We start from the raw sequence: 25,624 nt of genomic DNA, 5'->3' as shown, positions 1-25,624 counted from the left end.
GCTCTGCTTGCAGCTTGTGGCTTGTAGCTGCTCAAAGAGCATAATAATAGCCGCGGCTGCGCAGCGCGACGATGCGTGGGCGGCCGTCGGAGTGCGGGCCGATTTTCTTGCGCAGGTTGCTGACGTGCATATCCAGACTACGGTCGTACAGGGTCAGCTTGCGGCCCAGGGCCAGTTGCGCCAGTTCCTGCTTGTCCAGCGGTTCGCCGGGCTGGCGCATCAATGCTTCCAGCAAGCGGCTTTCGGACACCGTGAGGGTCAGTTCCTTTTCGTCGACACTGACCACGCCGCGCATCGGGCTGAAGGTCAGGTCGCCCAGTTCGAGCTGGCTTGACGACGCCACCGGATGACTGCGGCGCAGTACGGCGCGCAGGCGGGCAGTGAGTTCACGAGGGTCGCAGGGTTTTGCCAGATAATCGTCAGCGCCCAGCTCCAGACCCAGGATGCGGTCCAGCGGCTCGCCGCGTGCCGAGAGCATGACCACTGGCAGGTCGGGGTGGTCGGCACGTAATTGCTTGAGCAACTCCAGGCCGCTGCCATCGGGCAGCATCACGTCCAGTACCACGGCAGCGGGGGCGGCGTCGGCCAATGCCTGACGCGCGCTGGTCCCGTCGTGACAGGCGCGCACCTGAAAGCCTTCCTGGCTCAGCCAACTGCTCAGCAGTTCGCACAGCTCTTGATCATCATCAATTAGTAACAGCTCGCTCATGACTCACTCAATTGGCCACTGCCGGGGTGCCGCGTGACTCTGCCTCGATCAGAAAGCAGAGCTGTTAAAAAAGTCGGTCGGGCAGGCTCAGGGCAGGACCTGCTTGAACGGTTTGACCACGACGTTCGCGTAGACACCTGCGGCCACGAACGGATCGGCTTCGGCCCAGGCCTTGGCGACGCTCTGCGATTCGAACTCGGCAACGATCAGGCTGCCGCTGAAACCGGCAGAGCCGGGGTCGTTGCTGTCGACTGCCGGGTGTGGACCTGCCAGCACCAGACGGCCTTCATCCTTGAGCGCGTTGAGGCGCTCCAGATGTGCCGGGCGAACGCTGAGGCGTTTTTCCAGCGAGTTTTCGACGTCGGTGGCGATGATTGCGTAGAGCATGTCAGTCCTCGGATTTGGTCGTATTGGGAGCGGTGTCGTGCAGGTGGCGTGACAGGTAGATCCCCTGGCCGACCAGGAAGATCAGGGTCATGCCCAGGCTGCCGAATACTTTGAAGTCGACCCAGAATTCCTGATAAGTGAAGGCCACATACAGGTTGGCTGCGCCACAGAACAGGAAGAATATGATCCAGGCGATGTTGAGGCGGGTCCAGATCGCCGCCGGCAGGGTCAATGCATGACCCATGATGCGCTGGATAAGCGGCCGGTCGCCGATGAAATGACTGCCGGCAAAGGCGACGGCAAACAGCCAGTTGACCACCGGGGCTTTCCATTTCAGAAAAGTTTCGCTGTGGAAGGCCAGGGTCAGGCTGCCGAACACCAGGCACGCCACCAACGTGAGCCACTGGCTTTTTTCCAGCTTGCGCTGTTTGACGTAGAGAATGCCGTAGACCACCACCGAACTGATGATCAGCATCGCCGTTGCACTGAAAATGCCGCCTACCATATAGGTATTGCCGAGGATATCCACGGCACGCGGCTCGGTTTTGTAAACGATGAAGAACAGCAGCAGCGGGATGAAGTCGATGAATTGTTTCACAATGGCAGCCAGAAGCAGGATGTGGCGGCATAATAACAAACATCAATGAACACGAAAGCCTCACTATGAATGTAGACCTGCACTGTCACAGCACCGCTTCCGACGGGGCGCTCTCGCCCACGGCACTGGTCACGCGTGCTCATGAAAACGGCGTGCGCGTTCTTTCGCTGACCGACCACGACACCCTTGAAGGGCTTGAAGAGGCCCGTGCGGCGGCGCATTCATTGGGTATGCAACTGGTCAACGGGGTGGAGCTGTCCTGCACCTGGGGCGGCGCGACCATTCATATTCTGGGTTACGGATTCGATACCCAGGCCCCGGCGCTGACCGAGGCCATCAGCCGTTTGCATGAAGGACGCTGGCTGCGTGCGGAAGAAATCAGTCGCAAATTGGCGATCAAAGGTATGCCTGGCGCGCTGGAAGGCGCTCGCGCGATTCAGCAGGAACTGGGTGACAGCGGCAATGCGCCTGCGCGTCCGCACTTTGCCGACTTCATGGTGCGCTCGGGTTTCGTCAAGGATCGCGCCGAGGCATTTCGCAAATGGCTGGGGGCGGGCAAACTGGGCGATGTGAAGCAGCACTGGCCAACGCTGGAGGACACGGTCGCCACCTTGCGGGCGTCGGGTGCATGGGTCAGTCTCGCGCATCCTTCACATTATGACTTTACCCGCAGTAAACGGCGTAAACTGGTCGGCGATTTCGTCCAGGCTGGTGGGCACGCCATAGAAGTGGTCAATGGCATGCAGCCTGCCGATCAGGTCGGCACCCTGGCCATCCTTGCACGCGAGTTCGGTTTGCTGGTTTCTGCCGGCAGCGACTTCCACGGTCCTGGCACCTGGGGCGAGATCGGCACTTATCGTCCCGTGCCTGAAGATCTACCGCCTTTGTGGTGCAGATTCAAACATGAACAGCCTACTGCCTCCGTCTGAACAGGAAGTAATCGTGAGTCAATTTTTCCAGGTCCATCCGGAAAACCCGCAGCCGCGCCTGATCAAACAGGCCGCTGAAATCATCAAGGCCGGCGGGCTGGTGGTGTACCCGACAGATTCGTCCTATGCATTGGGTTGCCAGATCGGTGACAAGAGCGCCATCGAGCGTATCCGCCGCCTGCGCCAGCTGGACGACAAGCACAACTTCACCCTGATGTGCTGCGACCTGTCGCAACTGGGGCTGTTTGCCAAGGTCGACACCGGCGCGTTCCGTGCGCTGAAGGCGCACACGCCCGGGCCGTACACCTTCATTCTCAACGCCACCCGCGAGGTACCGCGTCTGGTGCTGCACCCCAAGCGCCGCACCATCGGCCTGCGTGTGCCAAGCCATCCCATCGCCCAGGCCCTGCTGGAGCAATTGGGCGAGCCGCTGATGAGCGTCAGCCTGATCATGCCGGGCGACAGCGTGCCGCTCAGCGATCCCTACGAGATGCGCCAGATTCTCGAGCATCAGGTCGATCTGATCATCGATGGCGGGATCGGCGGTATTTCGGCGTCCACGGTCATTAACCTGGCTGAGGGTGAACCCCAGATCGTTCGGGTCGGCTGTGGTGATCCGACGCCTTTCGGTGAACGCGCCTGATGACAGCCGTCGAGGCAGTCGACAGCCAGGCCAACGCCCAGCAAGAGCTGCCGTTCGCGCTGGTCTACGGGCGTGCTGTCACGCAGATGCCGCTGGACCTGTACATCCCGCCCGATGCGCTGGAGGTTTTTCTCGAAGCGTTCGAAGGGCCGCTCGACCTGCTGCTGTACCTGATCCGCAAACAGAACATCGACATCCTCGATATTCCCGTGGCCGAGATCACCAAGCAGTACATGGGGTACGTCGAGCTGATGAAAACCGTGCGCCTGGAGCTGGCTGCCGAGTATCTGGTCATGGCCGCCATGCTGGCTGAGATCAAGTCGCGCATGCTGTTGCCGCGTTCGGCGGAGGTCGAAGAGGAAGAGGGTGATCCGCGCGCCGAGCTGATTCGCCGCTTGCAGGAATACGAGCGCTTCAAGGCCGCCGCCGAGGGCATTGATGGCCTGAGCCGTGTAGGCCGCGATGTCATCGTGCCGAAACTGGACGCTCCCGAAGCCCGTGCACGCAAGTTGCTGCCGGATGTCAGCCTTGAAGAAGTGCTGATGTCGATGGCCGAAGTGCTGCACCGCGGCGACATGTTCGAAAGCCACCAGGTCAGCCGCGAGGCACTGTCCACCCGCGAGCGCATGAGCGATGTGCTGGAGCGTCTCAAGGGCGGCGGTTTTGTGCCGTTCGCCGAGCTGTTTACCGCCGAAGAAGGGCGTCTGGGTGTGGTCGTGACGTTTATGGCGGTGCTTGAACTGGTCAAGGAGTCACTTGTCGAGCTGGTCCAAAACGAGCCCTTTGCGGCGATCCATGTCCGGGCGCGAGCCGAGTAGAGCTAAAACACATTCATGAACCTCAACGAACCTCGCGAACTGGCCCCGCTGCTTGAAGCATTTCTGCTGGCCTCCGGAAAACCGCAGACCCTGGAGCGCCTGTATGAGCTATTCGAGGAAGGCGAGCGCCCTGAACCCCCGGTGTTCAAAAAGGCACTCGAGGTGTTGCGCAAGTCATGTGAGGGGCGCGCTTTCGAGCTCAAGGAAGTGGCGTCGGGTTATCGCCTGCAGATTCGTGACCGCTTTTCGCCGTGGGTCGGGCGGTTGTGGGAAGAACGGCCGCAGCGTTACTCCCGAGCCATGCTGGAAACCCTCGCGCTGATCGCCTACCGCCAGCCGATCACGCGGGGCGAGATCGAGGATGTGCGCGGTGTCGCGGTCAACAGCCACATCGTCAAGACCCTGCTCGAGCGCGAGTGGATTCGCGTGGTGGGCTACCGCGATGTGCCCGGCAAACCGGCGATGTTCGCGACCACCAAAGGCTTTCTCGACCACTTCAACCTCAAAAGCCTCGACGAACTGCCGCCGCTGGCCGACCTGCGCGAGATGGAAACCGAGCCGGTGCTGGATTTCGAAGAAGCGCCGGTGCCTGCGCACCTGCAAGCCCTGGCCGACGCCAGCCTCGACCCGGACGCAGAGCCCGACGCGCCGCGTGACGAAACCAGCTTCCGCAGTCTGCTGGTGGAACTGGATTCGATGGAGCAGGGCCTCAAGACCGACTTCGACGACCTGCTGCGCGCGGAGCCTGAGGCTGAGCCTGAAGACGGCAAAGGCGACGATGAGGTCTGATTGACTAGCGCTCCCACGCTGAAGCGTTCAGCGTGATACACAAGTCTCGTGGGAGCGAGCTTGCTCGCGAAGGCGATGGTGCAGGCTCGCTATTTTCGGATTCTGTAAGGGCCCTTTCGCGAGCAAGCTCGCTCCCACAAGACCTGTATGTAGCCATGAGCGCTCTGCGTCCTCTTGATACCTCGTCCTGGAGCGTGCGGAACGATAATCAGAATTGTCGTGCCAACGTTCCGCGTACTCCGGTCGAATTCATGCGCCAGCCCAGGGTCACATCTGATACCACTCGCCATGAGATTCGCTGCCCATGAGTTCGACCAAGAACCCCTGCATCAGCCTGTGCAAGTTCGATGATGATATTTGTCTGGGCTGCGGTCGCAGCAAGCGCGAAATCAAGTCCTGGAAGAAGCTCGACAAGGACGACAAGCGCACGGTGCTCGATGAGTCTGCCAAGCGGCTGGCGAAGCTCAAGACCGCCGGTCGCAAAAAGAAGAAGTGATTCGGGCATTTGCCGTTGACGCCGGATGCGTAAACCGGCGCAGGGGCGTATGATGGCCGACCCTCGGCGATCAAGTGTCGCCCGGGCTTTCAAGTATTTCGCCTTGCCGCTATCCACAGCGCGCCGGGTACAGGTCTTGCCGGTTCTCGGCCAGCCCTGATTCGACACACCGGGAGGTGCCCAGATGAGTGAAAAAGACAAGCAGGACAGCCAGGAAATCGGACCCGCAGGCGAAAAGCTGCAGAAGGTTCTGGCGCGCATTGGCGTGGGTTCACGCCGTGACGTGGAAGCCTGGATTACCCAGGGCCGTATCAAGGTCAACGGCAAGGACGCGACCCTCGGTCAACGCGTCGACCTGCATGACGCCATCAGTGTCGATGGTCGCGTCATCAAGCGCGAAGAAGCGGCCGAAACGGTCCGTCGCGTCATCATGTACAACAAGCCCGATGGTGAAATCTGCACCCGTGACGACCCTGAAGGCCGTCCGACCGTGTTCGATCGTCTGCCGCGCCCGAAAGAAGGCCGCTGGATCAACATCGGTCGTCTCGACATCAACACCACCGGCCTGCTGATGTTCACCACCGACGGTGAACTCGCCAACCGCCTGATGCACCCGTCGTTTGAAATGGACCGTGAATACGCGGTTCGCGTGCGTGGCGAAGTCGATGACGACATGCTGCTGCGCCTCAAGAACGGTGTGATTCTCGAAGACGGCCCTGCGCGCTTCACCGATATCCAGCAGGCACCGGGCGGCGAAGGCTTCAACCACTGGTATCACTGCGTGGTGATGGAAGGCCGTAACCGCGAAGTGCGTCGTCTCTGGGAATCCCAGGGGCTGGTGGTCAGCCGCCTGAAGCGCGTGCGTTACGGGCCGGTGTTTCTCAACTCCGACCTGCCGATGGGCCGCTGGCGTGAAATGAGCCAGTACGAAGTCGACATTCTGGCCGCTGAAGTCGGTCTGCAGCCTGTGGCCCAGCCGCAGATGAATGCCAAGACCAAAGACAAGATGGAGCGTCTGCAGCGTCAATCGTCGCGCCCTCTGGGCAAAGGCGAGCGTGTTCGCACCTTGCGTCCTGCGGCTGGTGCTCCGGCGACCGGCGGCGAGCGCGCACCGCGTCAGCCGCAGATCACCGGCAGCGAGCGCGATCGTCCGCGCGGTGGCGATTCGACTCAGCGTCCTTCGCCGCGCAAGGACTCGGGCAAGCCCGGTTCGCGCGCGCCGCGTCCGGCCGACAACAGCCGTGGCACACCGGTTGCCGAGCGTCCGAGCGACATGAACAAGCGTCCGGCCAAGCCGGGCCCGAAGCGTGTCGGCATCAAGCTGGTCAACGATGATGCGCCGTCAGGCAAGCGTCGTGGCCCACCGGCAGGTTCAGGTCAGCGTCCGGGCTTCGGTCGTCGCAAGCCTGAGTGATCGCTCGGTGTGAATGAATGGCAACGCCAGTCCACAGGGCTGGCGTTGTCGTTTTCGTCGCTCTGAAAAGCGCTGTCACACTGCCGTCGCGCATCGACCTCCCTGTTTTGAACCTCAGCCGGGTTGCACGTGTACAATGCTGCGCTTTTTTCTGTGAAACAGTGCTGTTCAACGCTTTAGGCCATCCGCCTCTGGCGCTGCAATTCTGTTGCGCCACGAGCGCAGCAGGTTCTATTCCGTCACAGAACAAGATCGATCAGGTGGCTATTGAATGAGTGAAACAACCTCACCCTCGGGCGAACTGAAACGTGGCCTGAAGAATCGACACATCCAGTTGATCGCCTTGGGCGGTGCCATCGGGACGGGCCTGTTTCTCGGCTCGGCGGGCGTGCTGAAATCAGCCGGACCGTCGATGATTCTCGGTTACGCCATCTGTGGCTTCATCGCTTTCATGATCATGCGCCAGCTGGGCGAGATGATTGTCGAAGAGCCGGTCGCCGGCTCGTTCAGCCACTTCGCCCACAACTACTGGGGCGGTTTCGCCGGGTTCCTGTCGGGCTGGAATTGCTGGCTGCTGTACATCCTGGTCGGTATGTCCGAGCTGACCGCCGTCGGCAAATACATTCATTACTGGTTGCCGGACATCCCGGGCTGGGTCTCCGCGGCAGCCTTCTTCGTGCTGATCAATGCCATCAACCTGACCAACGTCAAGGTCTTCGGCGAGACCGAGTTCTGGTTCGCGATCATCAAGGTGGTGGCGATCATCGGCATGATTGCGCTGGGCAGTTACATGCTGGTCAGTGGCAGCGGCGGCCCGCAGGCCTCGGTCAGTAACCTCTGGGAGCATGGCGGATTCTTTCCCAATGGTGTCAGTGGTTTGGTGATGGCGCTGGCAATCATCATGTTCTCCTTCGGCGGCCTGGAGATGCTCGGTTTCACCGCTGCCGAAGCCGAACAGCCGAAGACCGTGATCCCAAAGGCGATCAACCAGGTCATTTACCGCATCCTGATTTTCTACATCGGCGCGCTGGTGGTGCTTTTGTCGCTGACGCCGTGGGATAGCTTGCTGGCCAGCCTCAATGCGTCTGGCGATTCCTACAGCGGCAGCCCGTTCGTGCAGGTGTTCTCGATGCTCGGCAGCGACACGGCTGCGCACATCCTCAACTTTGTGGTGCTGACGGCAGCGCTGTCGGTCTACAACAGCGGCACTTACTGCAACAGCCGCATGCTGGTGGGCATGGCCGAGCAGGGTGATGCGCCCAAGGCGCTGGCCCAGGTCGACAAACGCGGGGTGCCGGTCAAGGCGATCTTTGCCTCTGCCGCCGTGACACTGGTCGCGGTTCTGCTCAACTATTTCGTGCCGCAGCAGGCGCTGGAACTGTTGATGTCGCTGGTGGTGGCCACGCTGGTGATCAACTGGGCGATGATCAGCTACTCGCACCTGAAATTCCGCCAGCACATGAACCGGACCGCCCAGGTGCCGCTGTTCAAGGCGCTGTGGTATCCCTATGGCAACTATGTGTGCCTGGCCTTTGTGGTGTTTATCCTCGGCATCATGCTGATGATCCCCGGCATCCGCATATCGGTCTATGCGATACCTGTGTGGCTGGCGGTGATGTGGGTCTGTTACCGGGCCAAAAATAGGCGTAGCGTTGTCCTATCTGCACAGTCTGGCAAATAGCCTTGCCCGTTTCCGAGAAGAAGAGACCCCGATGCTGGTGATTTCCAACAACGTTCATCTGCCGGATGCAGAGATCGAATTGACCGCTATCCGTGCTCAGGGCGCGGGCGGGCAGAACGTCAACAAGGTCTCCAGCGCGGTGCATTTGCGTTTCGACATCAACGCCTCATCGCTGCCGCCATTTTACAAGGAGCGGCTGCTGGCGTTGAGTGACAGCCGGATTACCAGCGACGGCGTGATTGTGCTCAAGGCTCAGCAGTATCGGACCCAGGAGCAGAACCGTGCCGATGCGTTGCTTCGCCTGAGTGAGCTGATCGTCAACGCGGCCAAGGTCGGAAAGAAACGCCGCCCGACCCGTCCGACGCTCGGCTCCAAGACCCGGCGCCTGGAGTCCAAGAGCAAACGCGGCTCGATCAAGGCCGGACGCGGGAAAGTGGATTTCTGAGGTGTTTTTCAGTCTCGTGCCACGCAGTGCTCAGCGCTATACAAAAGCCTACGCTTGATTCTGGCCGCAGGCCGTGGGAGCGAACTTGTTCGCGAAAGGACCCGTACCGTCGCAAAAGATTTAGCGTTCAAAACAATGCCTTCGCGAACAAGTTCGCTCCTACAAAAGCCCTCACGCTCGAACGTAGCGAACTTGTTCGCGAAAGGGCCCGTACCGTTGCGGAAGATTTGGCGTTCAAAACACCACCTTCGCGAACAAGTTCCTACAAAAGCCCCGTTCCCACGCTCGAACGTAGGAGCGAACTTGTTCGCGAAAGGGCCCGTACCGTCGCAGAAGATTTGGCGTTCAAAACAATGTCTTCGCGAACAAGTCCGCTTGTATGGTAAGACTTGAAGGGAGGAGGAGGGACTTAGTTCGCTTCTGACTGTTCGCGCAGTACAGACCCGTAGGAGATTTCACCCCTCCTCCTTTCACCCCAAGCGCCGATAAAGAATGCTTAAGGCTCACAACCTACGATAGAAACAAGCCTGCGCCTCTGGGTGGCCCCTTCAAGTCTGTAAACCTTATCCCCGAGGAGGCGTTATGGCAATGCGGGTTACTCTGGAAAAACCGATCATCGGTGTAGATGTCGCCAAGAATGAGCTGGTGATCTACCACGATCAATATGATCGACTTGAGGCAATCCCCAATACCAAAGTCGCCATCACCCAATGGCTGAAGGCCTTGGCGAGCAGCTGCGCCATCGCCATCGAAGCCACTAACGTCTATCACGTCCTGCTCGCGGATGCCGCCCACGAAGCAGGCTGTGACGTTTATATGGTGGATGGCTATCAGCTCAGTCATTACCGTAAAGGCGTCAACATACGCGCCAAAACCGATGCCCAAGATGCTCGTTTGTTGGCCCGATACCTGAAAAACGAACTTGATGAGTTGCGGCCCTGGATACCTGCGAGCCCGCTTTATCGGCAGCTTCTGAGCCTGTTCCGACGTCGTGCAGCCTTGGTTCAGGCTCGTACTGGCCTGGTACAAAGCTGGACCAACGAGCCTTTTCTGAGAACAGCGTTCGCCAATCAGGTCAACTCGATGAAACGATTTGAGGCGCTCGTTGAAAAGAAGATTCGCGATGTACTGCAGGAAGCCGGGCTGATGAGGCAGGTCAACCGCTGTATGAAAGTAGAAGGGATCGGCTTTCTGACTGCAGCTCGCTTGGTCACTTCTTTTCAGCGAGGCGAGTTCAGCGGAGCGAACGCCTTTATCGCGTTTCTTGGGCTGGACCTGAGAGTATCCAAATCAGGGCAAAGTGATGGACCTCGTCGATTGACCAAACGCGGCGATCCAGAAGCCCGACGGTTGCTGCACAACGCGGCTATGTCCGGGAGCCGTACGCCGGCCTGGAAGCCTTTTTATGAAGAGCAGAGAAAGCGTGGCTTTAGTACAACTCAAGCGCTGGTCATGCTCTCCCGAAAGTTGGCTCGAGTAGTCTTCGCTCTGTTAAAGAACCAGAGCGAATATCAAACAAAAGTGGCTTGAGGGCTTTCCCAAAACCATAGAATCTCCTACGCCCTGCGGGCAGCAGCCTGAAAACTCCGCTTTTCGGGCTCTTCAGGACCTGCATGACTATGAGCACCGATCATTACTGGCGCAGCACCTACGCCTGCTTGTACAGATAAACGCTCAACGCCAACCCGGTGAGTGACGCCAGTGCCGCGAACAGGAAGATCGAGACGAAGCCGAAGCCGGCGGCAATGGCGCCTGCCAGTGGGCCGGTGATGCCCAGTGACAGGTCGATGAACAGCGAGTAGGCGCCCACTGCCGCGCCTCGGCTTGACGCCGGGACCAGATTGACCGCTTCCACGCCCAGCGCCGGGAACACCAGCGAAAAGCCGAAACCGGTCAGCGCCGCGCCAGCCAGTGCCAGGTCCGGAGTGGGCGCAAGCCACAGCAGCAAGAGCCCCAGGCTTTCCACGGACATACAGCCAATCGCCACTCGAAAGCCGCCCAGGCGATTGATCAGGCTGCCGAACAGCAGGCGCGCGGCGATGAAGCTGCCACCAAACAGCGTCAGGCACAGCGCGGCGTTCGGCCAGTGGTTGCTGGCGTAATACAGGGTGATAAACGTCGCGATAGTGCCAAAGCCGATACCGCCCAACGCCAGGCCCATGCCATGCGGAAACACTCGTCCGAGTACATGCATGAATGGCAGTCGCTCGCCCTGCACGATCGGCGCGGGCTCTTTATGCCACGTCAGGTAGAGCCCCAGCGCGCACAGCAGCATGATGCTCACACCCACTGTCCACAGGCCGAGTTCGTCAACCATCCACACACCCAGTGGCGCACCGATGGCCAGCGCGCCGTAGCTGGCGATGCCATTCCAGGAAATGACCTTGGCGGTGTTCTGCGCGCCGACCCGGCCGATGCCCCAGCCAATCGACCCAGAACCGACAAGGCTTTCCGCCGCACCAAGGATCACCCGGCCAATCAGCAGAATCACCAGGCTCGCCATCGGCCAACTGTCCAGCCAGACCGGCACCAGCATGAACACACCGCTCAGCCCGCAACCGGTCAGCCCGATCTGCACAGCTTTTTTGCTGCCCAGATTGTCGATGATGCGACTCGACCAGGGGCGACTGATCAGCGTGGCCAGGTACTGCACGCTGATGACCAGCCCGGCGATAACTGCACCGAAGCCCAGATCACTGTGGACATAGCCGGGCAGAACGGCGAGGGGAATGCCGATGTTCAGGTAGCCGATAAAGGTGAACATCACGATGGACACGACGGTCAGCGTAACGGCCATCGGGGTTTGTGGTGTGTTTTGCTGTGTCTCGGACATGGGGCGGGCTTTCATTCTTTTGCGGGCATGGCGTTCGAGCGGGCGGGGAAAAACCCTTAGCAAGCTCTCGAAGTGCTTATCATACCGATGCATCGGGCGATGCAGGTGCAACAGATTGAAATAAACCTGAATGGAGAGGGCTATTTGTCTCTGGGTGACACAAGGTGTGTCGTCACGAGAGCGGCCAAGGCGTTTTCCTGAGTGCCGAAACGGGCGAGCAGGGCGCTCTGTTTTTCCGGGCTGAGGCGTGACCAGATCTCGACCATTTTCTCGGCGGTGCCAATCAGGGCGCTGGCTTGGGTTTCAGTGAAGTCGCTCATAAAAATCTGCTGTTTGCCTGTTGCTGGTTTTCCAGGCGTATTGAAAACCGGCAAAACCGTTTTTCGATACGCCTGAAAACAATCGCCTTCAGTCTTTGCGTCCGGCTTTCTGGCTGTCTTGAGCCGAGGGTGCTGCTTTCATTGCGACAGGTTGACCAAGCTCTTGCTGAGCCAGAGTCGACTGTTGTGGTTCCTGTTGGCCTGGTGGGAAGTTAGGGATTTCATGCATCGTCGTCGCTCCTCGCAAGGGGTTGCAGATAGAACCGTGCTTTAAAAAAGCCTGCGCAGGATAACCCACTGAAAATGACAATCAGGATATTTTTTTACCCCGATTGCCCTGATCGTGAAACAAAATGGCTTTTTCACTGTCCGGCTTTTCGCCTCGCGAGGCGCTGAGCAGCTTGATTTCATTGGGCCGGACCGCGTGAGCAGGGTCCGCTGCCCGCTGATCATTTTATTTTCGGCCTTCTGCACCCTTGGCCACTTCATCCGTGCGCGCGGCCATGATGAAGTCGTTGCGATGCAGGCCCTTGATCGAGTGGCTCCACCAGGTCACGGTCACCTTGCCCCACTCGGTCAACAGGCCCGGGTGATGGCCTTCCGCTTCGGCAATTTCGCCCACGGCATTGGTGAACGCCAGCGCCCATTTGAAATTCTTGAACAGAAACACTTTTTCCAGCTGCATCACCGCATCGCGGACCTCGATGTTCCAGTCCGGGATCTGCTTGAGCAGTTCCGGCAGTTCGGCTTCGCTGACCTGCGGCGCATCGGCACGGCAGGCTTCACAGTGGGCTTGATTCAAGGTGGTCATAAGCAGAGTGTCCTTTTCGGATAGCGGGCCGAGCGTCAGGCGGCGTGGCTTTTGGTTTTAGGTGGAAACTTGGGAGCGTGCAAGCCCAACTGCATGCCTTGCCCGACCAGCGCCATGATGTCTTGCTGCGCCAGGTCGAACAGATGCTTCAGATCCGGCAGGACAAAGTACAGCGGTTGCAGAATGTCGATGCGATAAGGTGTGCGCATCGCCTCAAGCGGATCGAAAGGCTGGTGTTCGGGGGCTGCCGATAAGCTGTACAACGCTTCCTTCGGTGAAGAAAGGATGCCGCCGCCGTAGATTTTCCGTCCTTGCGGTGTATCGACCAGACCAAACTCGATGGTCATCCAGTACAGCCGGGCCAGGTACACGCGTTGTTCCTTGCTCGCGCTCAGGCCGAGTTTGCCGTAGGTGTGGGTGAATTCGGCAAACCATGGATTGGTCAACAGCGGGCAGTGGCCAAATATTTCATGAAAGATGTCCGGTTCCTGCAGGTAGTCCAGTTCTTCTGCGCTACGAATGAACGTCGCCACCGGAAAGCGCTTGCTGGCCAGCAGTTCAAAAAACGTCTGGAAGGGGATCAGCGCGGGCACTCGCTCGACCTGCCAGCCCGTGGTCGCGCCCAGAACCTTGTTGATTTCGCCTAGCTGAGGAATGCGATCGAGCGGCAGGCCCAGTTGCTCGATGCCGTCCAGATACTCCTGACAGGCACGTCCTTCGACGATCTCCATCTGCCGGGTAATCAGGGTGTTCCATACCGCATGTTCGTCCGCCGTGTAATCGATGAAACCCGAAGCGTCCGGCTCGCGTGCCACGTAAAGCGTCTGGGCCATGCTGATGTCCTCGAAAGGCTGGTGTTTTTAGAGTGTTCTTGTAAAAGCCTGTGTTCAGGAATAACCCGGTTTCGAGGGCGCGTCAGCGGGTGTGGGCAGGGCTGCGCATGGGTTTGATCACTGGTTCGTAACGAAAAGTTTACGCTTGCGATGGAAGAGGCTTGAAATCAAGCATACTGCCGCTCGCGAAGCGGGCATGCGTAACGTATTGTTGACATTAATTTTGCCGACTCATGAAAAACATACCCTCACAGGGACGATGACTCATGCGCATCAAGGTGCACTGCCAGAACCGCATCGGCATTCTTCGCGACATTCTCGATCTGCTGGTGGCTTACGGCGTCAACGTGGCGCGCGGTGAAGTGGGGGGCGAACACGGTGACGCGATCTATCTGCATTGCCCGAACCTGATCAACCTGCAGTTCCAGGCCTTGCGCCCGAAGTTCGAGGCGATCACCGGGGTGTTCGGCGTCAAGCGCGTCGGGCTGATGCCCAGCGAGCGCCGGCACATGGAGCTCAATGCCTTGCTCGGTGCGCTGGAATTCCCGGTGTTGTCCATCGACATGGGCGGGGCGATCGTTGCGGCCAATCGTGCCGCTGCGCAGTTGCTGGGCGTGCGGGTCGATGAAGTGCCGGGCATGCCCTTGTCGCGTTACGCCGAAGATTTCGACCTGCCTGAGCTGGTGCGCGCCAGCCAGTCGCGGATCAATGGGCTGCGGGTAAAGGTATGTGGCGATGTGTTTCTTGCCGACATCGCACCTCTGCAATCGGAACATGACGACAGCGAAGCCATGGCCGGGGCCGTGCTGACGCTGCACCGCGCGGATCGGGTCGGCGAGCGCATCTACCATGTGCGCAAGCAGGAGCTGCGTGGCTTCGACAGCATCTTTCAGAGCTCGAAGGTCATGGCTGCTGTGGTTCGAGAGGCGCGGCGCATGGCGCCCCTCGATGCGCCGCTGCTGATCGAGGGCGAAACCGGCACCGGCAAGGAGTTGCTGGCCCGCGCCTGTCACCTGGCAAGCCCGCGCGGCCAGTCACCTCTGATGGCACTCAACTGTGCCGGGTTGTCGGAGTCCATGGCCGAGATCGAGCTGTTCGGTTATGACCCTGGTGCGTTCGAAGGCGCGCGTGCGGAAGGGCGGCTGGGGCTGTTGGAACTGACCGCGGGCGGCACGCTGTTTCTCGATGGTGTAGGTGAGCTGAGCGCCCGTATGCAGGCCAAACTGCTGCGCTTCATTCAGGACGGCAGCTTTCGCCGGGTCGGCAGTGACGAGGACATGTTTCTTGATGTGCGAGTGATGTGTTCGACCCAGGTCGATCTTTCGGAGCTGTGCGCCAAAGGCATGTTCAGGCAGGACCTTTATCATCGCCTTAACGTGCTGTCGCTGCATATACCGCCACTGCGCGACTGTCTGGACGGTCTTGAGCCTCTGGTGGAGCATTTTATCGATCAGGCCAGCCGGCAGATAGGCTGTCCGCTGCCCGGCATATCACCTGCGGCCATCAAGCGTCTGAGTCAGTACCACTGGCCCGGCAATGTGCGGCAACTGGAAAACGTATTGTTTCAGGCCGTATCGCTGTGTGATGGCGGCAAGGTGCAGGCCGAGCACATTCGTTTGCCGGATTACGGCGTGCGACAAGGATTGAGTGAAGTGTCGCTGGAGGGCGGGCTGGGCGCTATTATCGGGCGCTTTGAAAAGTCGGTGCTGGAACAACTGTATGCGCAATATCCCAGCAGTCGCCAATTAGGTAAACGCCTGGAGGTGTCTCATACAACGATTGCCAACAAGTTGCGCGACTATGAATTAGGGCGCGAATCAGATCCGCATCCTGTCGATAAATAACTCGCTCATTGCTAGTCGTGTCAGCCACTTCGCGCATGCGCCTCGCACCTTAATATAGCGGCGAGGCGTCGTGCACAGGTTGCAACGGCAAGAAGCCTCAACCGTTGCTGCAGCCGTTGCCCATCACCTGATAGCCCATGGTGTGGCGCGCGCCTTGCGAATCTTCATACACCATGCGCGCCGGGACCACTGCGCAGACGTTAGGGATCTGGCTGATGGAAATAACCCGGGCGATATCCAGATGAGTGCCGTAGGTATATTGCTCGACACGCGCCTGTTGCGCAGCCACTTTGGTCTGCGATTCTTCGGCCATGGCGAAACTGCTGATACCGCACAGGGCCAATGCCACTAATAAAGCTTTCATTGTCGTTTACCTTTTTCAAAGTGAGCGCCGTCGCATGACGTTTTTGACGTCATGGGCTAAGGCGGTCTGATACGTTTTTCGAGTTGGAACAACACTGCGTGGGGGCAGTTGATGTCTGCCTTGTTGGCGGATCGAATTCTATGCCTGTTGCGACAGCGCATATATAAAGACTTTGGATAAGCGCTTTTATCAAAATGGTAATAATCTTGAGGGCAGCTGCAAGCTGCAAGCCGCAAGCTTCAAGCTTCAAGCTTCAAGCTTCAAGCTTTCGGGCTTAATGCTTGCGGCTTGCGGCTTGCGGCTTATGGCTTGCAGCTCCGGCCCCGCCCGGTAAGACCAACGTCGAATGGCCCCTGCGGGTGGGGCGGGATACAACAGGGGCATAAAACAACAACTATCCACCGAGGTAACCAAGATGAGTGCAGCTTCCCTGTACCCCGTCCGCCCAGAAGTCGCAGCGACTACGCTGACGGATGAAGCGACCTACAAGGCCATGTACCAGCAGTCGGTGGTCAACCCTGATGGTTTCTGGCGTGAACAGGCTCAGCGCCTCGACTGGATCAAACCTTTCACCGTGGTCAAACAGACCTCGTTCGATGATCACCGTGTCGATATCAAATGGTTCGCCGACGGCACGCTGAACGTTGCCTACAACTGCCTGGATCGCCATCTGGAAGAACGCGGCGACAGCATCGCCATCATCTGGGAGGGCGATGACCCTTCCGAGCACCGGGAAATCACCTACCGCGAACTGCACGCCGAAGTGTGCAAGTTCGCCAACGCGCTGCGTGGCCAGGACGTGCACCGTGGTGACGTCGTGACCATCTACATGCCGATGATCCCCGAGGCTGTGGTCGCCATGCTGGCGTGCGCGCGGATCGGTGCGATTCACTCGGTGGTGTTCGGCGGCTTCTCGCCCGAAGCGCTGGCTGGCCGGATTATCGATTGCAGTTCCAAAGTGGTCATCACCGCTGACGAAGGTCTGCGTGGCGGCAAGAAGACGGCGCTCAAGGCCAACGTCGACCGCGCCCTGACCAACCCGGAAACCAGCAGCGTGCAGAAGGTCATCGTCTGCAAGCGCACCGGTGGCGAGATCGAATGGAACCGTCACCGTGATATCTGGTACCACTCGCTCTTGGAAGTGGCGTCCAGCACCTGCGCGCCGAAAGAGATGGGCGCCGAAGAGTCGCTGTTCATTCTCTACACCTCGGGCTCGACCGGCAAACCCAAGGGCGTGTTGCACACCACTGCAGGTTACCTGCTGTATGCAGCGCTGACCCACGAACGCGTGTTCGACTACCGGCCGGGTGAAGTCTATTGGTGCACCGCCGACGTCGGCTGGGTCACCGGGCACAGTTACATTGTCTACGGCCCTCTGGCCAATGGTGCGACCACGCTGCTGTTCGAAGGCGTGCCGAACTATCCGGACATCACCCGCGTGTCGAAGATCATCGACAAGCACAAGGTCAATATCCTCTACACCGCGCCGACCGCGATTCGCGCCATGATGGCTGAAGGCACCAAGTCCGTTGAAGGCGCCGACGGTTCCAGCCTGCGCCTGCTGGGTTCGGTGGGCGAGCCGATCAACCCGGAAGCCTGGGCCTGGTACTACAACACGGTCGGCAAGCAGAACTGCCCGATTGTCGATACTTGGTGGCAGACCGAAACCGGCGGCATCCTGATCAGCCCGTTGCCAGGCGCGACCGCCCTGAAACCGGGCTCCGCGACACGTCCGTTCTTCGGTGTGATTCCGGCGCTGGTGGATAACCTGGGCAACCTCATCGAGGGCGCTGCCGAGGGCAATCTGGTGATCCTCGATTCATGGCCGGGCCAGTCGCGCTCGCTGTACGGCGATCACGACCGCTTCGTCGACACCTACTTCAAGACGTTCCGTGGCATGTACTTCACCGGCGACGGCGCCCGTCGTGACGAGGACGGTTATTTCTGGATCACCGGGCGTGTGGATGATGTGCTCAACGTTTCCGGCCACCGCATGGGCACGGCTGAAATTGAAAGTGCGATGGTTGCGCACCCGAAAGTCGCCGAGGCTGCTGTGGTCGGTGTGCCGCATGACCTGAAAGGGCAGGGCATTTACGTTTATGTGACCCTCAACGGCGGTGAAGAACCGAGCGACGCGCTGCGCACCGAATTGCGCAACTGGGTGCGCAAGGAGATCGGCCCGATTGCCTCGCCTGACTTCATTCAGTGGGCGCCCGGCCTGCCGAAGACCCGTTCGGGCAAGATCATGCGCCGCATCCTGCGCAAGATTGCGACCGCCGAGTACGATGCGCTGGGTGACATCTCTACCCTGGCCGACCCGGGCGTTGTGCAGCATCTGATCGACACGCACAAGGCCATGAACGCTGCTTGAGTGATCCTGTGACTGAAGCGCCCCGTTCGGTGAGAGCCGAACGGGGCGCCTTCGTTTTCGGCGTCTGGTACGGGAAAAGGGATATATATCGGGTTGTTACCGGTTTACACGGCGTTGTCGCGCAGCGCTTCGTTGTGGGACATGTCTGGGGTTTCTGTGTAGGAAAGTACGACGCAGCAAGGCTTTTAAATCGCCATGTGGCACGCTGGGCTTGCCGGATTAAAAGGGTTTGCCAATAATGGGCGCGCTTTTTGCTGTTATGACAGGTTTAGTCTGCGCTGCTGGATCAGCAGAAACGGGCCCCGTCAATACCGTGTGGTGGGTCTTCAAGCGCTTCTGTAACTAGTTGTCGCATTGAAGAAATATCGACTTCGAGCCTGTCGTTAAAATGCCCCTCATTCGCCGAAGGGCTGTGAGCCGCCAGCGCGGTGTCACGTATCCGGCGTCGCTTTTCCCCGAGATTGTCCTTTCGCACATTGGGCGCTTGCTCACTTTGCCACTTGTCGTGCTTTACCGATGGAGTCCCTGGAAATGAAAAAGCTCATGCTTATTGGCGCGATGGCGTTGTCCGTGCTCGCCCAGCCGATCTTTGCTGATGAAAAACCACTGAAAATCGGTATCGAAGCGGCTTACCCTCCGTTCGCGTCCAAGGCCCCGGATGGCAGCATCGTCGGCTTTGACTACGACATCGGCAATGCGCTGTGTGAAGAAATGAAGGTCAAGTGCACCTGGGTCGAGCAGGAATTCGACGGCCTTATCCCGGCGCTGAAAGTGCGCAAGATCGACGCGATCCTGTCGTCGATGTCCATCACTGACGACCGCAAGAAGTCCGTGGACTTCACCGGCAAGTATTACAATTCCCCGGCGCGTCTGGTCATGAAGGACGGCACTACGATCAGCGACAGCCTGGCTGAACTCAAGGGCAAGAAGATCGGCGTGCAGCGTGGCTCGATCCACGAGCGTTTCGCCCGTGAAGTCCTCGCTCCCAAAGGTGTCGAAGTGACGCCGTACGGTTCGCAGAACGAAATCTACCTGGACATCGGTGCAGGTCGCCTGGACGGTACTGTCGCCGACGCCACGCTGTTGCAGGACGGCTTCCTGAAAACCGACGCAGGCAAAGGCTATGCGTTCGTAGGTCCGTCGTTCGTCGATCCGAAATACTTCGGTGACGGCATCGGCATTGCCGTGCGCAAGGGCGACAAGGCCGACCTTGACCGTCTCAACGCCGCCATCGCCGCGATCCGTGCCAACGGCAAGTACAAGGCTATCCAGGACAAGTATTTCGATTTCGATATCTACGGCAAATAAGTCGTCGTCCTTACCCTGACCAATGGCGCAAACAGAATTGCCTGGATTGCGCCATTTTTATTCCACGCTTGAGGACCGCACATCATGTTGAAAGGTTACGGAGCTGTCATCCTCGAAGGTGCCTGGCTGACGTTGCAGCTGGCCCTGTCGTCGATGGCTCTGGCGATCGTTCTCGGTCTGATCGGCGTGGCGCTGAGGCTGTCTCCGGTACGCTGGATCGCCTGGCTGGGCGACCTGTACAGCACGGTGGTTCGTGGTATTCCCGATCTGGTCCTGATTCTGCTGATCTTCTACGGTGGCCAGGACCTGCTCAACCGCGTCGCCCCGTTGCTGGGGTTTGACGACTACATCGACCTTGATCCGTTGATGGCAGGCATCTGCACGCTGGGCTTCATCTTCGGCGCGTATCTTTCGGAAACCTTTCGCGGTGCGTTCATGGCCATTCCCAAGGGGCAGGCCGAGGCGGGCATGGCGTATGGCCTGAGCAGCGGCAAGGTGTTCTTCCGCATTCTGGTGCCGCAGATGATTCGTCTGGCGATTCCCGGTTTCACCAACAACTGGCTGGTGCTGACCAAGGCCACCGCGCTGATTTCCGTGGTCGGTCTGCAGGACATGATGTTCAAGGCCAAGCAGGCGGCCGATGCCACCCGCGAGCCTTTCACCTTCTTTCTGGCGGTTGCGGCGATGTACCTGGTGATCACCAGCGTGTCGCTGCTCGCCTTGCGTTACCTCGAAAAACGCTACTCGGTGGGCGTGAGGGCGGCTGACCTATGATCTTTGACTACAACGTGATCTGGGACAGTCTGCCGCTGTACTTCGGCGGCCTGCTGACCACCCTGAAGCTGCTGGCGATTTCACTCGCGTTCGGGCTGCTGGCGGCATTGCCGCTGGGCCTGATGCGGGTCTCGAAAAATCCTTGGGTGAACATCCCTGCCTGGCTGTACACCTACGTGATTCGCGGCACGCCGATGCTGGTGCAACTGTTCCTGATCTATTACGGGCTGGCCCAGTTCGATGCGGTGCGCGAAAGCTTTTTGTGGCCCTGGCTGTCCAGTGCCACCTTCTGCGCCTGCCTGGCGTTCACCATCAACACCAGCGCCTACACGGCGGAGATCATCGCCGGCAGCCTCAAGGCCACACCGGCGGGTGAAATCGAGGCCGCGCGGGCCATGGGTATGTCGAAAGCCAAGATGTACCGGCGCATTCTGCTGCCCTCGGCCTTGCGCCGGGCGCTGCCGCAGTACAGCAACGAGGTCATCATGATGCTGCAGACCACCAGTCTGGCGTCCATCGTGACCCTGATCGACATCACCGGCGCGGCCCGTACGGTCAACGCGCAGTTCTACCTGCCTTTCGAGGCTTACATCACCGCAGGCGTTTTCTATCTGTGCCTGACATTCATTCTGGTGCGGCTGTTCAAGATCGCCGAACGCCGCTGGCTGGGCTACCTCGCCCCACGGAAGGTCTGAAATGCAAAGAACCGATCATGTATTGCCGTGGAGCACCCTCGGCACCCAACGCACGCTGAGCGTCTTTCGCTTCGGCACCGGCGAGCGCAAGGCCTACATCCAGGCCAGCCTGCATGCCGACGAACTGCCCGGCATGCGCACGGCCTGGGAGCTGAAAAAACGCCTCACCGAGCTGGAGCAGCAGGGCCTCCTCAAAGGTGTCGTCGAACTGGTGCCGGTGGCCAATCCGCTGGGCCTGGGGCAGTTGCTGCAAGGTGCGCATCAGGGCCGTTTCGAGTTCGGCAGTGGCAAGAATTTCAACCGTGACTTCACCGAGCTGAGCGAGCCGGTCGCCGAGTTGCTGGAAGGTCAACTGGGCGATGACCCGCGCGCCAATACCCGGCTGATTCGCCAGGCAATGAGCGCTGCGCTCGAAGGTCTGCCCGCGCCGCAGAGCGAATTGCAAGGCATGCAACGCATCCTGCTCAGTCATGCCTGCGTCGCTGATGTGGTGCTCGATCTGCATTGTGATGCCGATGCCGCGTTGCACATGTACGCCTTGCCGCAGCACTGGCCACAATGGCGTTCGCTGTCGGCGCATCTGAATATCCAGGTGGCGCTGCTCGCCGAGGATTCCGGTGGCAGCTCCTTCGATGAAGCCTGCTCGCTGCCGTGGTTGCGCCTTTCGCGGATTTTCCCGCAGGCGCAGATCCCGCTGGCCTGCCTCGCGACCACTCTTGAACTGGGCGGTCAGGCCGATACTGGCAAGCCGCAGGCCCTCGCGCACGCCGAGGGCATTCTGGCGTTTCTCGCCGAACAGGGCTTCATCGGCGGCGACTGGCCGCAGCCGGCGCATGAAGCCTGCGAGGGCTTGCCGTTCGAAGGCACCGAATTGCTCTATGCGCCGCACCCTGGCGTGGTGACGTTCCTGCGCGCTGCTGGCGAGAGGGTCGAGGCGGGCGATCCGCTGTTCGAAGTGATCGACCCGCTGTCCGATCAGGTCAGTACCATTTGTGCGAATACTGCCGGGGTGTTGTTCGCCATCGAGCGGCTTCGTTACGCTCAACCCGGTTTCTGGCTGGCCAAGGTGGCGGGGCGCACGGCGCTGCGTCACGGACGTCTGCTCAGTGATTGACCGTTCTGTGGAAACCCAAAGCATGAACAAACTGGAAGTGCAGGACCTGCACAAGCGCTACGGCAGTCACGAAGTGATCAAGGGTGTGTCCATGACCGCCAAGGCCGGCGATGTCATCAGCATCATCGGCTCCAGCGGCTCTGGCAAAAGCACCTTTCTGCGCTGCATCAACCTGCTCGAACAGCCCCATGCCGGCAAGATCCTGCTCAACAACGAAGAGCTGAAGCTGGTGCCGAATAAGGAAGGCGGTTTGAAAGCTGCCGACGCCAAGCAATTGCAGCGTATGCGTTCACGCCTGTCGATGGTGTTTCAGCACTTCAATCTGTGGTCGCACATGACGGCACTGCAGAACATCATCGAAGCGCCGGTCCATGTGCTGGGTGTGTCGAAAAAGGAAGCGCTGGAAAAGGCCGAACACTATCTGGCCAAAGTCGGCGTGTCCCATCGCAAGGACGCTTACCCTGGGCACATGTCCGGCGGTGAGCAGCAGCGTGTGGCGATTGCCCGCGCACTGGCGATGGAGCCCGAGGTCATGCTGTTCGATGAGCCGACCTCGGCGCTGGACCCGGAGCTGGTCGGTGACGTGCTCAAGGTCATGCAGGGCCTGGCTCAGGAAGGCCGCACCATGGTGGTGGTGACTCACGAAATGGGTTTCGCCCGTGAGGTCTCCAATCAGTTGGTTTTCCTGCATCAGGGTGTCGTTCTGGAGCGTGGTGCCCCGCGCGAAGTGCTGGCCAATCCGCAGACCGAGCGTTTGCAGCAATTCCTGTCCGGCAGCCTGAAGTGACGATCGGCAGCGTATGACGATGCCTTTTTATGGCAGAACAGGGCATGCTGCGCGACGCGCGACACGACCTGGATGTTCCAGATCGAGCTATCTTCCAAGGCTCGGCTTTTGCGGCAATACGTATCGGATGTCCCAATGACTGCCCATCGAATAGGTTTCCTCGTCTGGCCTGGCACCAAAGCCCTGACCCTGGCACTGGCCGAGGAAGCCTTGCGCGTTGCGCAGCGCGTTCACCCTGAAGTGGTCTATGAGCTGTCGTTCCTGCAGGCCGAGGCCACGGAGCCTTCGGCGCTCGCCAGCGCGTGGCAATTGCCGGGTGAGCCCTGGGCCGGCCGGCTGGAAGGCTTTCAGAAGCTGTTTTTGCTGGCTGACGAGCCTCCTGCAGGTGTGGCCCCGGCGCTGGGCAGTGCGCTCAAGCAACTGGTGCGTGCCGGCTGTTCGATTGGCGGGCTGTCAGCGGGCGTCTATCCGCTTGCGCAACTGGGCCTGCTGGATGGCTACCGTGCCGCCGTGCACTGGCGCTGGCAGGACGACTTTGCCGAGCGTTTCCCCAAGGTCATCGCCACCAGCCATTTGTTCGATTGGGATCGGGATCGCCTGACCGCCTGTGGTGGCATGTCGGTGCTCGACCTGCTGCTGGCGGTGCTGTCCCGTGATCATGGGGCCGAACTGGCCGGGGCGGTTTCCGAAGAGCTGGTGGTCGAGCGCATTCGCGAAGGCGGCGAGCGTCAGCGCATTCCGCTGCAGAACCGTCTGGGCTCCAGCCATCCCAAGCTGACCCAGGCGGTGCTACTGATGGAAGCCAACATCGAAGAGCCATTGACCACCGACGAAATCGCTCAGCATGTGTGCGTGTCTCGTCGTCAGTTGGAACGGATCTTCAAGCAGTACCTCAACCGTGTGCCCAGCCAGTACTACCTGGAGCTGCGCCTGAACAAGGCGCGCCAGATGCTGATGCAGACCAGCAAGTCGATCATTCAGATCGGCCTTTCGTGCGGTTTTTCCTCGGGGCCGCACTTCTCCAGCGCCTACCGCAATTTCTTCGGTGCCACGCCGCGCGAAGACCGCAATCAGCGACGCAGTAGCAGCCCGTTCGAACTTTCCCCTGTGCCTGCCGAACGCGGTTGATTGTCTTGTCGCGATAAAGTGCTGCCGCGACAGCTCAGGTCCAGACAGGCCGGCTTCAATCCGTTTAAACTGCGCCTTTGTGACGCAAATTGTCGCATTGCCGAAAACCTTGAAAAAACCCGGTTTTGCGCTGTAACAAGTTGTCGCCTGGCGGCAAGGCCGAACACAAATCAGTCCTTACAATCTTTCCATCGCTCGCCAGTTTCAGGCAGGCGTTCCTCATCAGGAGACTCCGATGTCCGTTGAGCATGCTGCGGTGCAACGCGCCGATTTCGACCAGGTAATGGTCCCCAATTACGCCCCGGCCGGGTTCATCCCTGTGCGCGGTGCGGGCTCCCGGGTCTGGGATCAGGCGGGGCGCGAACTGGTGGATTTCTCGGGCGGTATCGCCGTCAACGTATTAGGCCACTGCCACCCGGCGCTGGTCGGTGCGTTGACCGAGCAGGCCAATAACCTCTGGCATGTGTCCAACGTCTTCACCAACGAGCCGACCCTGCGTCTGGCGAAAAAACTGGTGGATGCGACGTTCGCCGAGCGCGTGTTCTTCTGTAACTCCGGTGCTGAAGCCAACGAAGCCGCCTTCAAGCTGGCACGCCGTGTGGCGCATGACCAGTACGGCCCGGAGAAGTACGAAATCATCGCGGCGCTGAACAGCTTTCATGGCCGCACCCTGTTCACCGTCAGCGTGGGTGGGCAGCCGAAGTACTCCGATGGTTTCGGGCCGAAGATCACCGGCATCAGCCATGTGCCGTACAACGACCTCGACGCACTGAAGGCTGCTGTTACCGACAAGACCTGTGCCGTGGTGCTGGAGCCGATTCAGGGCGAGGGCGGTGTTCTGCCGGGTCAGCTGGAATACCTGCAAGGTGCGCGCAAGCTGTGTGACGAGCACAACGCCCTGCTGGTGTTCGATGAAGTGCAGAGCGGCATGGGCCGCAGCGGTCATCTGTTCGCCTACATGCATTACGGCGTGACCCCGGACATCCTTTCCAGCGCCAAGAGCATCGGCGGCGGTTTCCCGCTGGCGGCCATGTTGACCACTGAAAAGCTCGCCAGGCACTTCGCGGTCGGCGTGCACGGCACCACCTATGGCGGCAACCCGCTGGCCTGCGCGGTCGGTGAGGCGGTCATCGATGTCGTCAATACGCCTGAAGTGCTTGCGGGCGTGCAGCGCAAGCATCAGCAATTCAAGACCCGTCTGGAAAGTATCGGCCAGCAATACGGCGTGTTCAGCGAAGTGCGCGGTCTGGGCCTGTTGATCGGTTGCGTGTTGTCCGATGCCTGGAAAGGCAAGGCCAAGGACATCTTCAATGCGGCCGAGGCCCAGGACCTGATGATCCTGCAGGCCGGCCCTGACGTGATTCGTTTCGCGCCGAGCCTGGTGATTGAAGACGCAGACATCGAAGAGGGCCTGAACCGCTTCGAACGCGCCATCGCCAAACTGACATCCTGATTCGATGGCAGCCTAGCGGCGTCCGCCTGATGGCGGGTGCCGCACCTGTTTCCTGCGCCATGCGGCCTGACGCCGTGTGG

Annotated in this window: 27 protein-coding genes; 19 read left to right on the top strand and 8 right to left on the bottom strand. The window is 59.8% G+C overall.

Going from position 1 to position 25,624, the window contains the following annotated elements; all coding sequences use genetic code 11:
* Nucleotides 1-31: 31 nt before the first annotated feature.
* From JOE39_RS11850 to JOE39_RS11840, 3 genes are all read right to left on the bottom strand, one after another.
* On the bottom strand, nt 32-709 hold the full coding sequence (locus tag JOE39_RS11850) for a response regulator transcription factor (RefSeq protein ID WP_003424789.1): 678 nt from the start codon (nt 707-709) through the stop codon (nt 32-34).
* Between the two features lie 87 nt (nt 710-796).
* Nucleotides 797-1,096 (bottom strand): YciI family protein, encoded by a 300-nt coding sequence (locus tag JOE39_RS11845; RefSeq protein WP_032661219.1) that lies wholly within the window; start codon nt 1,094-1,096, stop codon nt 797-799.
* 1 nt (nt 1,097) lies between these two features.
* Nucleotides 1,098-1,694, bottom strand: coding sequence for a septation protein A (locus JOE39_RS11840; protein ID WP_003314713.1), 597 nt, complete (start codon nt 1,692-1,694; stop codon nt 1,098-1,100).
* Nucleotides 1,695-1,759: 65 nt separating this feature from the next.
* Between JOE39_RS11840 and JOE39_RS11835 the strand changes: the two genes are divergently transcribed.
* The 10 genes from JOE39_RS11835 to JOE39_RS11790 all read left to right on the top strand — a co-directional run bounded on the left by JOE39_RS11835 (nt 1,760) and on the right by JOE39_RS11790 (nt 10,439).
* Complete coding sequence (locus JOE39_RS11835; protein WP_003314714.1) at nt 1,760-2,623, top strand: PHP domain-containing protein; 864 nt, start codon at nt 1,760-1,762, stop codon at nt 2,621-2,623.
* 13 nt (nt 2,624-2,636) lie between these two features.
* On the top strand, nt 2,637-3,266 hold the full coding sequence (locus JOE39_RS11830; protein ID WP_003424791.1) for an L-threonylcarbamoyladenylate synthase: 630 nt from the start codon (nt 2,637-2,639) through the stop codon (nt 3,264-3,266).
* 119 nt (nt 3,267-3,385) lie between these two features.
* Nucleotides 3,386-4,084: a ScpA family protein gene (locus JOE39_RS11825; RefSeq protein ID WP_170855934.1), complete on the top strand. Its 699-nt coding sequence runs from the start codon at nt 3,386-3,388 to the stop codon at nt 4,082-4,084.
* 15 nt (nt 4,085-4,099) lie between these two features.
* Nucleotides 4,100-4,873, top strand: coding sequence for an SMC-Scp complex subunit ScpB (gene scpB / locus JOE39_RS11820; protein WP_210077337.1), 774 nt, complete (start codon nt 4,100-4,102; stop codon nt 4,871-4,873).
* Between the two features lie 304 nt (nt 4,874-5,177).
* Nucleotides 5,178-5,369, top strand: a complete 192-nt coding sequence (locus JOE39_RS11815) for a DUF1289 domain-containing protein (RefSeq protein ID WP_003314720.1) — start codon at nt 5,178-5,180, stop codon at nt 5,367-5,369.
* Nucleotides 5,370-5,553: 184 nt separating this feature from the next.
* A complete protein-coding gene (rluB, locus tag JOE39_RS11810; protein WP_003314721.1) occupies nt 5,554-6,783 on the top strand; it encodes a 23S rRNA pseudouridine(2605) synthase RluB in 1,230 nt (409 codons plus the stop codon).
* Between the two features lie 17 nt (nt 6,784-6,800).
* Nucleotides 6,801-7,058: a hypothetical protein gene (locus tag JOE39_RS11805; protein ID WP_229621075.1), complete on the top strand. Its 258-nt coding sequence runs from the start codon at nt 6,801-6,803 to the stop codon at nt 7,056-7,058.
* Nucleotides 7,055-8,464, top strand: a complete 1,410-nt coding sequence (locus JOE39_RS11800) for an amino acid permease (RefSeq protein WP_004416880.1) — start codon at nt 7,055-7,057, stop codon at nt 8,462-8,464. The genes JOE39_RS11805 and JOE39_RS11800 overlap by 4 nt, the downstream gene beginning before the upstream one ends.
* A gap of 31 nt (nt 8,465-8,495) precedes the next feature.
* Nucleotides 8,496-8,909: an alternative ribosome rescue aminoacyl-tRNA hydrolase ArfB gene (gene arfB / locus JOE39_RS11795; protein WP_210077339.1), complete on the top strand. Its 414-nt coding sequence runs from the start codon at nt 8,496-8,498 to the stop codon at nt 8,907-8,909.
* 582 nt (nt 8,910-9,491) lie between these two features.
* A complete protein-coding gene (locus tag JOE39_RS11790) occupies nt 9,492-10,439 on the top strand; it encodes an IS110 family transposase (RefSeq protein WP_210077340.1) in 948 nt (315 codons plus the stop codon).
* Nucleotides 10,440-10,557: 118 nt separating this feature from the next.
* On the opposite strand, the gene JOE39_RS11785 is transcribed toward JOE39_RS11790, so the two are convergent.
* The 4 genes from JOE39_RS11785 to phhA all read right to left on the bottom strand — a co-directional run bounded on the left by JOE39_RS11785 (nt 10,558) and on the right by phhA (nt 13,706).
* A complete protein-coding gene (locus JOE39_RS11785; protein ID WP_210077342.1) occupies nt 10,558-11,742 on the bottom strand; it encodes an MFS transporter in 1,185 nt (394 codons plus the stop codon).
* Between the two features lie 140 nt (nt 11,743-11,882).
* On the bottom strand, nt 11,883-12,062 hold the full coding sequence (locus tag JOE39_RS11780; RefSeq protein WP_096113674.1) for a hypothetical protein: 180 nt from the start codon (nt 12,060-12,062) through the stop codon (nt 11,883-11,885).
* 454 nt (nt 12,063-12,516) lie between these two features.
* Nucleotides 12,517-12,873 carry a 4a-hydroxytetrahydrobiopterin dehydratase gene (locus JOE39_RS11775; protein ID WP_003342603.1) on the bottom strand — a complete coding sequence of 119 codons (357 nt, stop codon included), beginning with the start codon at nt 12,871-12,873 and terminating at the stop codon, nt 12,517-12,519.
* 35 nt (nt 12,874-12,908) lie between these two features.
* Entirely contained in the window at nt 12,909-13,706 is a 798-nt protein-coding gene (gene phhA / locus JOE39_RS11770; RefSeq protein ID WP_210077344.1) for a phenylalanine 4-monooxygenase, read from the bottom strand.
* Between the two features lie 266 nt (nt 13,707-13,972).
* Here phhA and JOE39_RS11765 point away from each other — a divergent pair, with 266 nt between their 5' ends.
* The gene (locus JOE39_RS11765) at nt 13,973-15,550 is read left to right on the top strand and encodes a sigma-54-dependent phenylalanine hydroxylase transcriptional regulator PhhR (protein ID WP_024959967.1); all 1,578 of its coding nucleotides are present in this window, start codon (nt 13,973-13,975) and stop codon (nt 15,548-15,550) included.
* A gap of 97 nt (nt 15,551-15,647) precedes the next feature.
* Here the strand turns inward: JOE39_RS11765 and JOE39_RS11760 are convergent, their stop codons facing one another.
* Nucleotides 15,648-15,914: a DUF2790 domain-containing protein gene (locus JOE39_RS11760; RefSeq protein WP_003342597.1), complete on the bottom strand. Its 267-nt coding sequence runs from the start codon at nt 15,912-15,914 to the stop codon at nt 15,648-15,650.
* Nucleotides 15,915-16,329: 415 nt separating this feature from the next.
* On the opposite strand from JOE39_RS11760, the gene acs reads away from it, so the two are divergent.
* The 8 genes from acs to JOE39_RS11720 all read left to right on the top strand — a co-directional run bounded on the left by acs (nt 16,330) and on the right by JOE39_RS11720 (nt 25,544).
* Nucleotides 16,330-18,285: an acetate--CoA ligase gene (gene acs, locus JOE39_RS11755; RefSeq protein WP_096116450.1), complete on the top strand. Its 1,956-nt coding sequence runs from the start codon at nt 16,330-16,332 to the stop codon at nt 18,283-18,285.
* Between the two features lie 531 nt (nt 18,286-18,816).
* Nucleotides 18,817-19,593 (top strand): ABC transporter substrate-binding protein, encoded by a 777-nt coding sequence (locus JOE39_RS11750; RefSeq protein WP_004416894.1) that lies wholly within the window; start codon nt 18,817-18,819, stop codon nt 19,591-19,593.
* 84 nt (nt 19,594-19,677) lie between these two features.
* Nucleotides 19,678-20,367, top strand: a complete 690-nt coding sequence (locus tag JOE39_RS11745; RefSeq protein ID WP_003314732.1) for an ABC transporter permease — start codon at nt 19,678-19,680, stop codon at nt 20,365-20,367.
* A complete protein-coding gene (locus tag JOE39_RS11740; protein WP_024648262.1) occupies nt 20,364-21,062 on the top strand; it encodes an ABC transporter permease in 699 nt (232 codons plus the stop codon). The genes JOE39_RS11745 and JOE39_RS11740 overlap by 4 nt, the downstream gene beginning before the upstream one ends.
* Nucleotide 21,063: 1 nt before the next feature.
* Nucleotides 21,064-22,176, top strand: coding sequence for a succinylglutamate desuccinylase/aspartoacylase family protein (locus JOE39_RS11735; protein WP_044313586.1), 1,113 nt, complete (start codon nt 21,064-21,066; stop codon nt 22,174-22,176).
* 22 nt (nt 22,177-22,198) lie between these two features.
* On the top strand, nt 22,199-22,963 hold the full coding sequence (locus JOE39_RS11730) for an ATP-binding cassette domain-containing protein (protein WP_004416899.1): 765 nt from the start codon (nt 22,199-22,201) through the stop codon (nt 22,961-22,963).
* Between the two features lie 135 nt (nt 22,964-23,098).
* Entirely contained in the window at nt 23,099-24,091 is a 993-nt protein-coding gene (gene argR, locus JOE39_RS11725) for a transcriptional regulator ArgR (protein WP_004404405.1), read from the top strand.
* 235 nt (nt 24,092-24,326) lie between these two features.
* Nucleotides 24,327-25,544: an aspartate aminotransferase family protein gene (locus tag JOE39_RS11720; protein ID WP_004411082.1), complete on the top strand. Its 1,218-nt coding sequence runs from the start codon at nt 24,327-24,329 to the stop codon at nt 25,542-25,544.
* Nucleotides 25,545-25,624 lie beyond the last annotated feature (80 nt).

The sequence above is a fragment of the Pseudomonas sp. PvP100 genome, from assembly GCF_017833055.1.
GTDB lineage: Bacteria > Pseudomonadota > Gammaproteobacteria > Pseudomonadales > Pseudomonadaceae > Aquipseudomonas > Aquipseudomonas syringae.
Note: the sequence above shows the minus strand (reverse complement) of the source record. Positions and strands in the feature narration are given on the sequence as shown.

What these genes read in the sequence shown, in the direction of transcription:
- JOE39_RS11760 (WP_003342597.1), bottom strand. Translation starts at nt 15,914, where the DNA reads ATGAAAGCTTTATTAGTGGCATTGGCCCTGTGCGGTATCAGCAGTTTC.
- JOE39_RS11750 (WP_004416894.1), top strand. Translation starts at nt 18,817, where the DNA reads ATGAAAAAGCTCATGCTTATTGGCGCGATGGCGTTGTCCGTGCTCGCC.
- phhA (WP_210077344.1), bottom strand. Translation starts at nt 13,706, where the DNA reads ATGGCCCAGACGCTTTACGTGGCACGCGAGCCGGACGCTTCGGGTTTC.
- scpB (WP_210077337.1), top strand. Translation starts at nt 4,100, where the DNA reads ATGAACCTCAACGAACCTCGCGAACTGGCCCCGCTGCTTGAAGCATTT.
- JOE39_RS11775 (WP_003342603.1), bottom strand. Translation starts at nt 12,873, where the DNA reads ATGACCACCTTGAATCAAGCCCACTGTGAAGCCTGCCGTGCCGATGCG.
- JOE39_RS11730 (WP_004416899.1), top strand. Translation starts at nt 22,199, where the DNA reads ATGAACAAACTGGAAGTGCAGGACCTGCACAAGCGCTACGGCAGTCAC.
- rluB (WP_003314721.1), top strand. Translation starts at nt 5,554, where the DNA reads ATGAGTGAAAAAGACAAGCAGGACAGCCAGGAAATCGGACCCGCAGGC.
- JOE39_RS11765 (WP_024959967.1), top strand. Translation starts at nt 13,973, where the DNA reads ATGCGCATCAAGGTGCACTGCCAGAACCGCATCGGCATTCTTCGCGAC.
- JOE39_RS11785 (WP_210077342.1), bottom strand. Translation starts at nt 11,742, where the DNA reads ATGTCCGAGACACAGCAAAACACACCACAAACCCCGATGGCCGTTACG.
- JOE39_RS11845 (WP_032661219.1), bottom strand. Translation starts at nt 1,096, where the DNA reads ATGCTCTACGCAATCATCGCCACCGACGTCGAAAACTCGCTGGAAAAA.
- JOE39_RS11740 (WP_024648262.1), top strand. Translation starts at nt 20,364, where the DNA reads ATGATCTTTGACTACAACGTGATCTGGGACAGTCTGCCGCTGTACTTC.
- JOE39_RS11835 (WP_003314714.1), top strand. Translation starts at nt 1,760, where the DNA reads ATGAATGTAGACCTGCACTGTCACAGCACCGCTTCCGACGGGGCGCTC.
- JOE39_RS11800 (WP_004416880.1), top strand. Translation starts at nt 7,055, where the DNA reads ATGAGTGAAACAACCTCACCCTCGGGCGAACTGAAACGTGGCCTGAAG.
- JOE39_RS11720 (WP_004411082.1), top strand. Translation starts at nt 24,327, where the DNA reads ATGTCCGTTGAGCATGCTGCGGTGCAACGCGCCGATTTCGACCAGGTA.
- JOE39_RS11780 (WP_096113674.1), bottom strand. Translation starts at nt 12,062, where the DNA reads ATGAGCGACTTCACTGAAACCCAAGCCAGCGCCCTGATTGGCACCGCC.
- JOE39_RS11745 (WP_003314732.1), top strand. Translation starts at nt 19,678, where the DNA reads ATGTTGAAAGGTTACGGAGCTGTCATCCTCGAAGGTGCCTGGCTGACG.
- acs (WP_096116450.1), top strand. Translation starts at nt 16,330, where the DNA reads ATGAGTGCAGCTTCCCTGTACCCCGTCCGCCCAGAAGTCGCAGCGACT.
- JOE39_RS11790 (WP_210077340.1), top strand. Translation starts at nt 9,492, where the DNA reads ATGGCAATGCGGGTTACTCTGGAAAAACCGATCATCGGTGTAGATGTC.
- JOE39_RS11735 (WP_044313586.1), top strand. Translation starts at nt 21,064, where the DNA reads ATGCAAAGAACCGATCATGTATTGCCGTGGAGCACCCTCGGCACCCAA.
- argR (WP_004404405.1), top strand. Translation starts at nt 23,099, where the DNA reads ATGACTGCCCATCGAATAGGTTTCCTCGTCTGGCCTGGCACCAAAGCC.
- JOE39_RS11815 (WP_003314720.1), top strand. Translation starts at nt 5,178, where the DNA reads ATGAGTTCGACCAAGAACCCCTGCATCAGCCTGTGCAAGTTCGATGAT.
- JOE39_RS11805 (WP_229621075.1), top strand. Translation starts at nt 6,801, where the DNA reads ATGGCAACGCCAGTCCACAGGGCTGGCGTTGTCGTTTTCGTCGCTCTG.
- JOE39_RS11850 (WP_003424789.1), bottom strand. Translation starts at nt 709, where the DNA reads ATGAGCGAGCTGTTACTAATTGATGATGATCAAGAGCTGTGCGAACTG.
- arfB (WP_210077339.1), top strand. Translation starts at nt 8,496, where the DNA reads ATGCTGGTGATTTCCAACAACGTTCATCTGCCGGATGCAGAGATCGAA.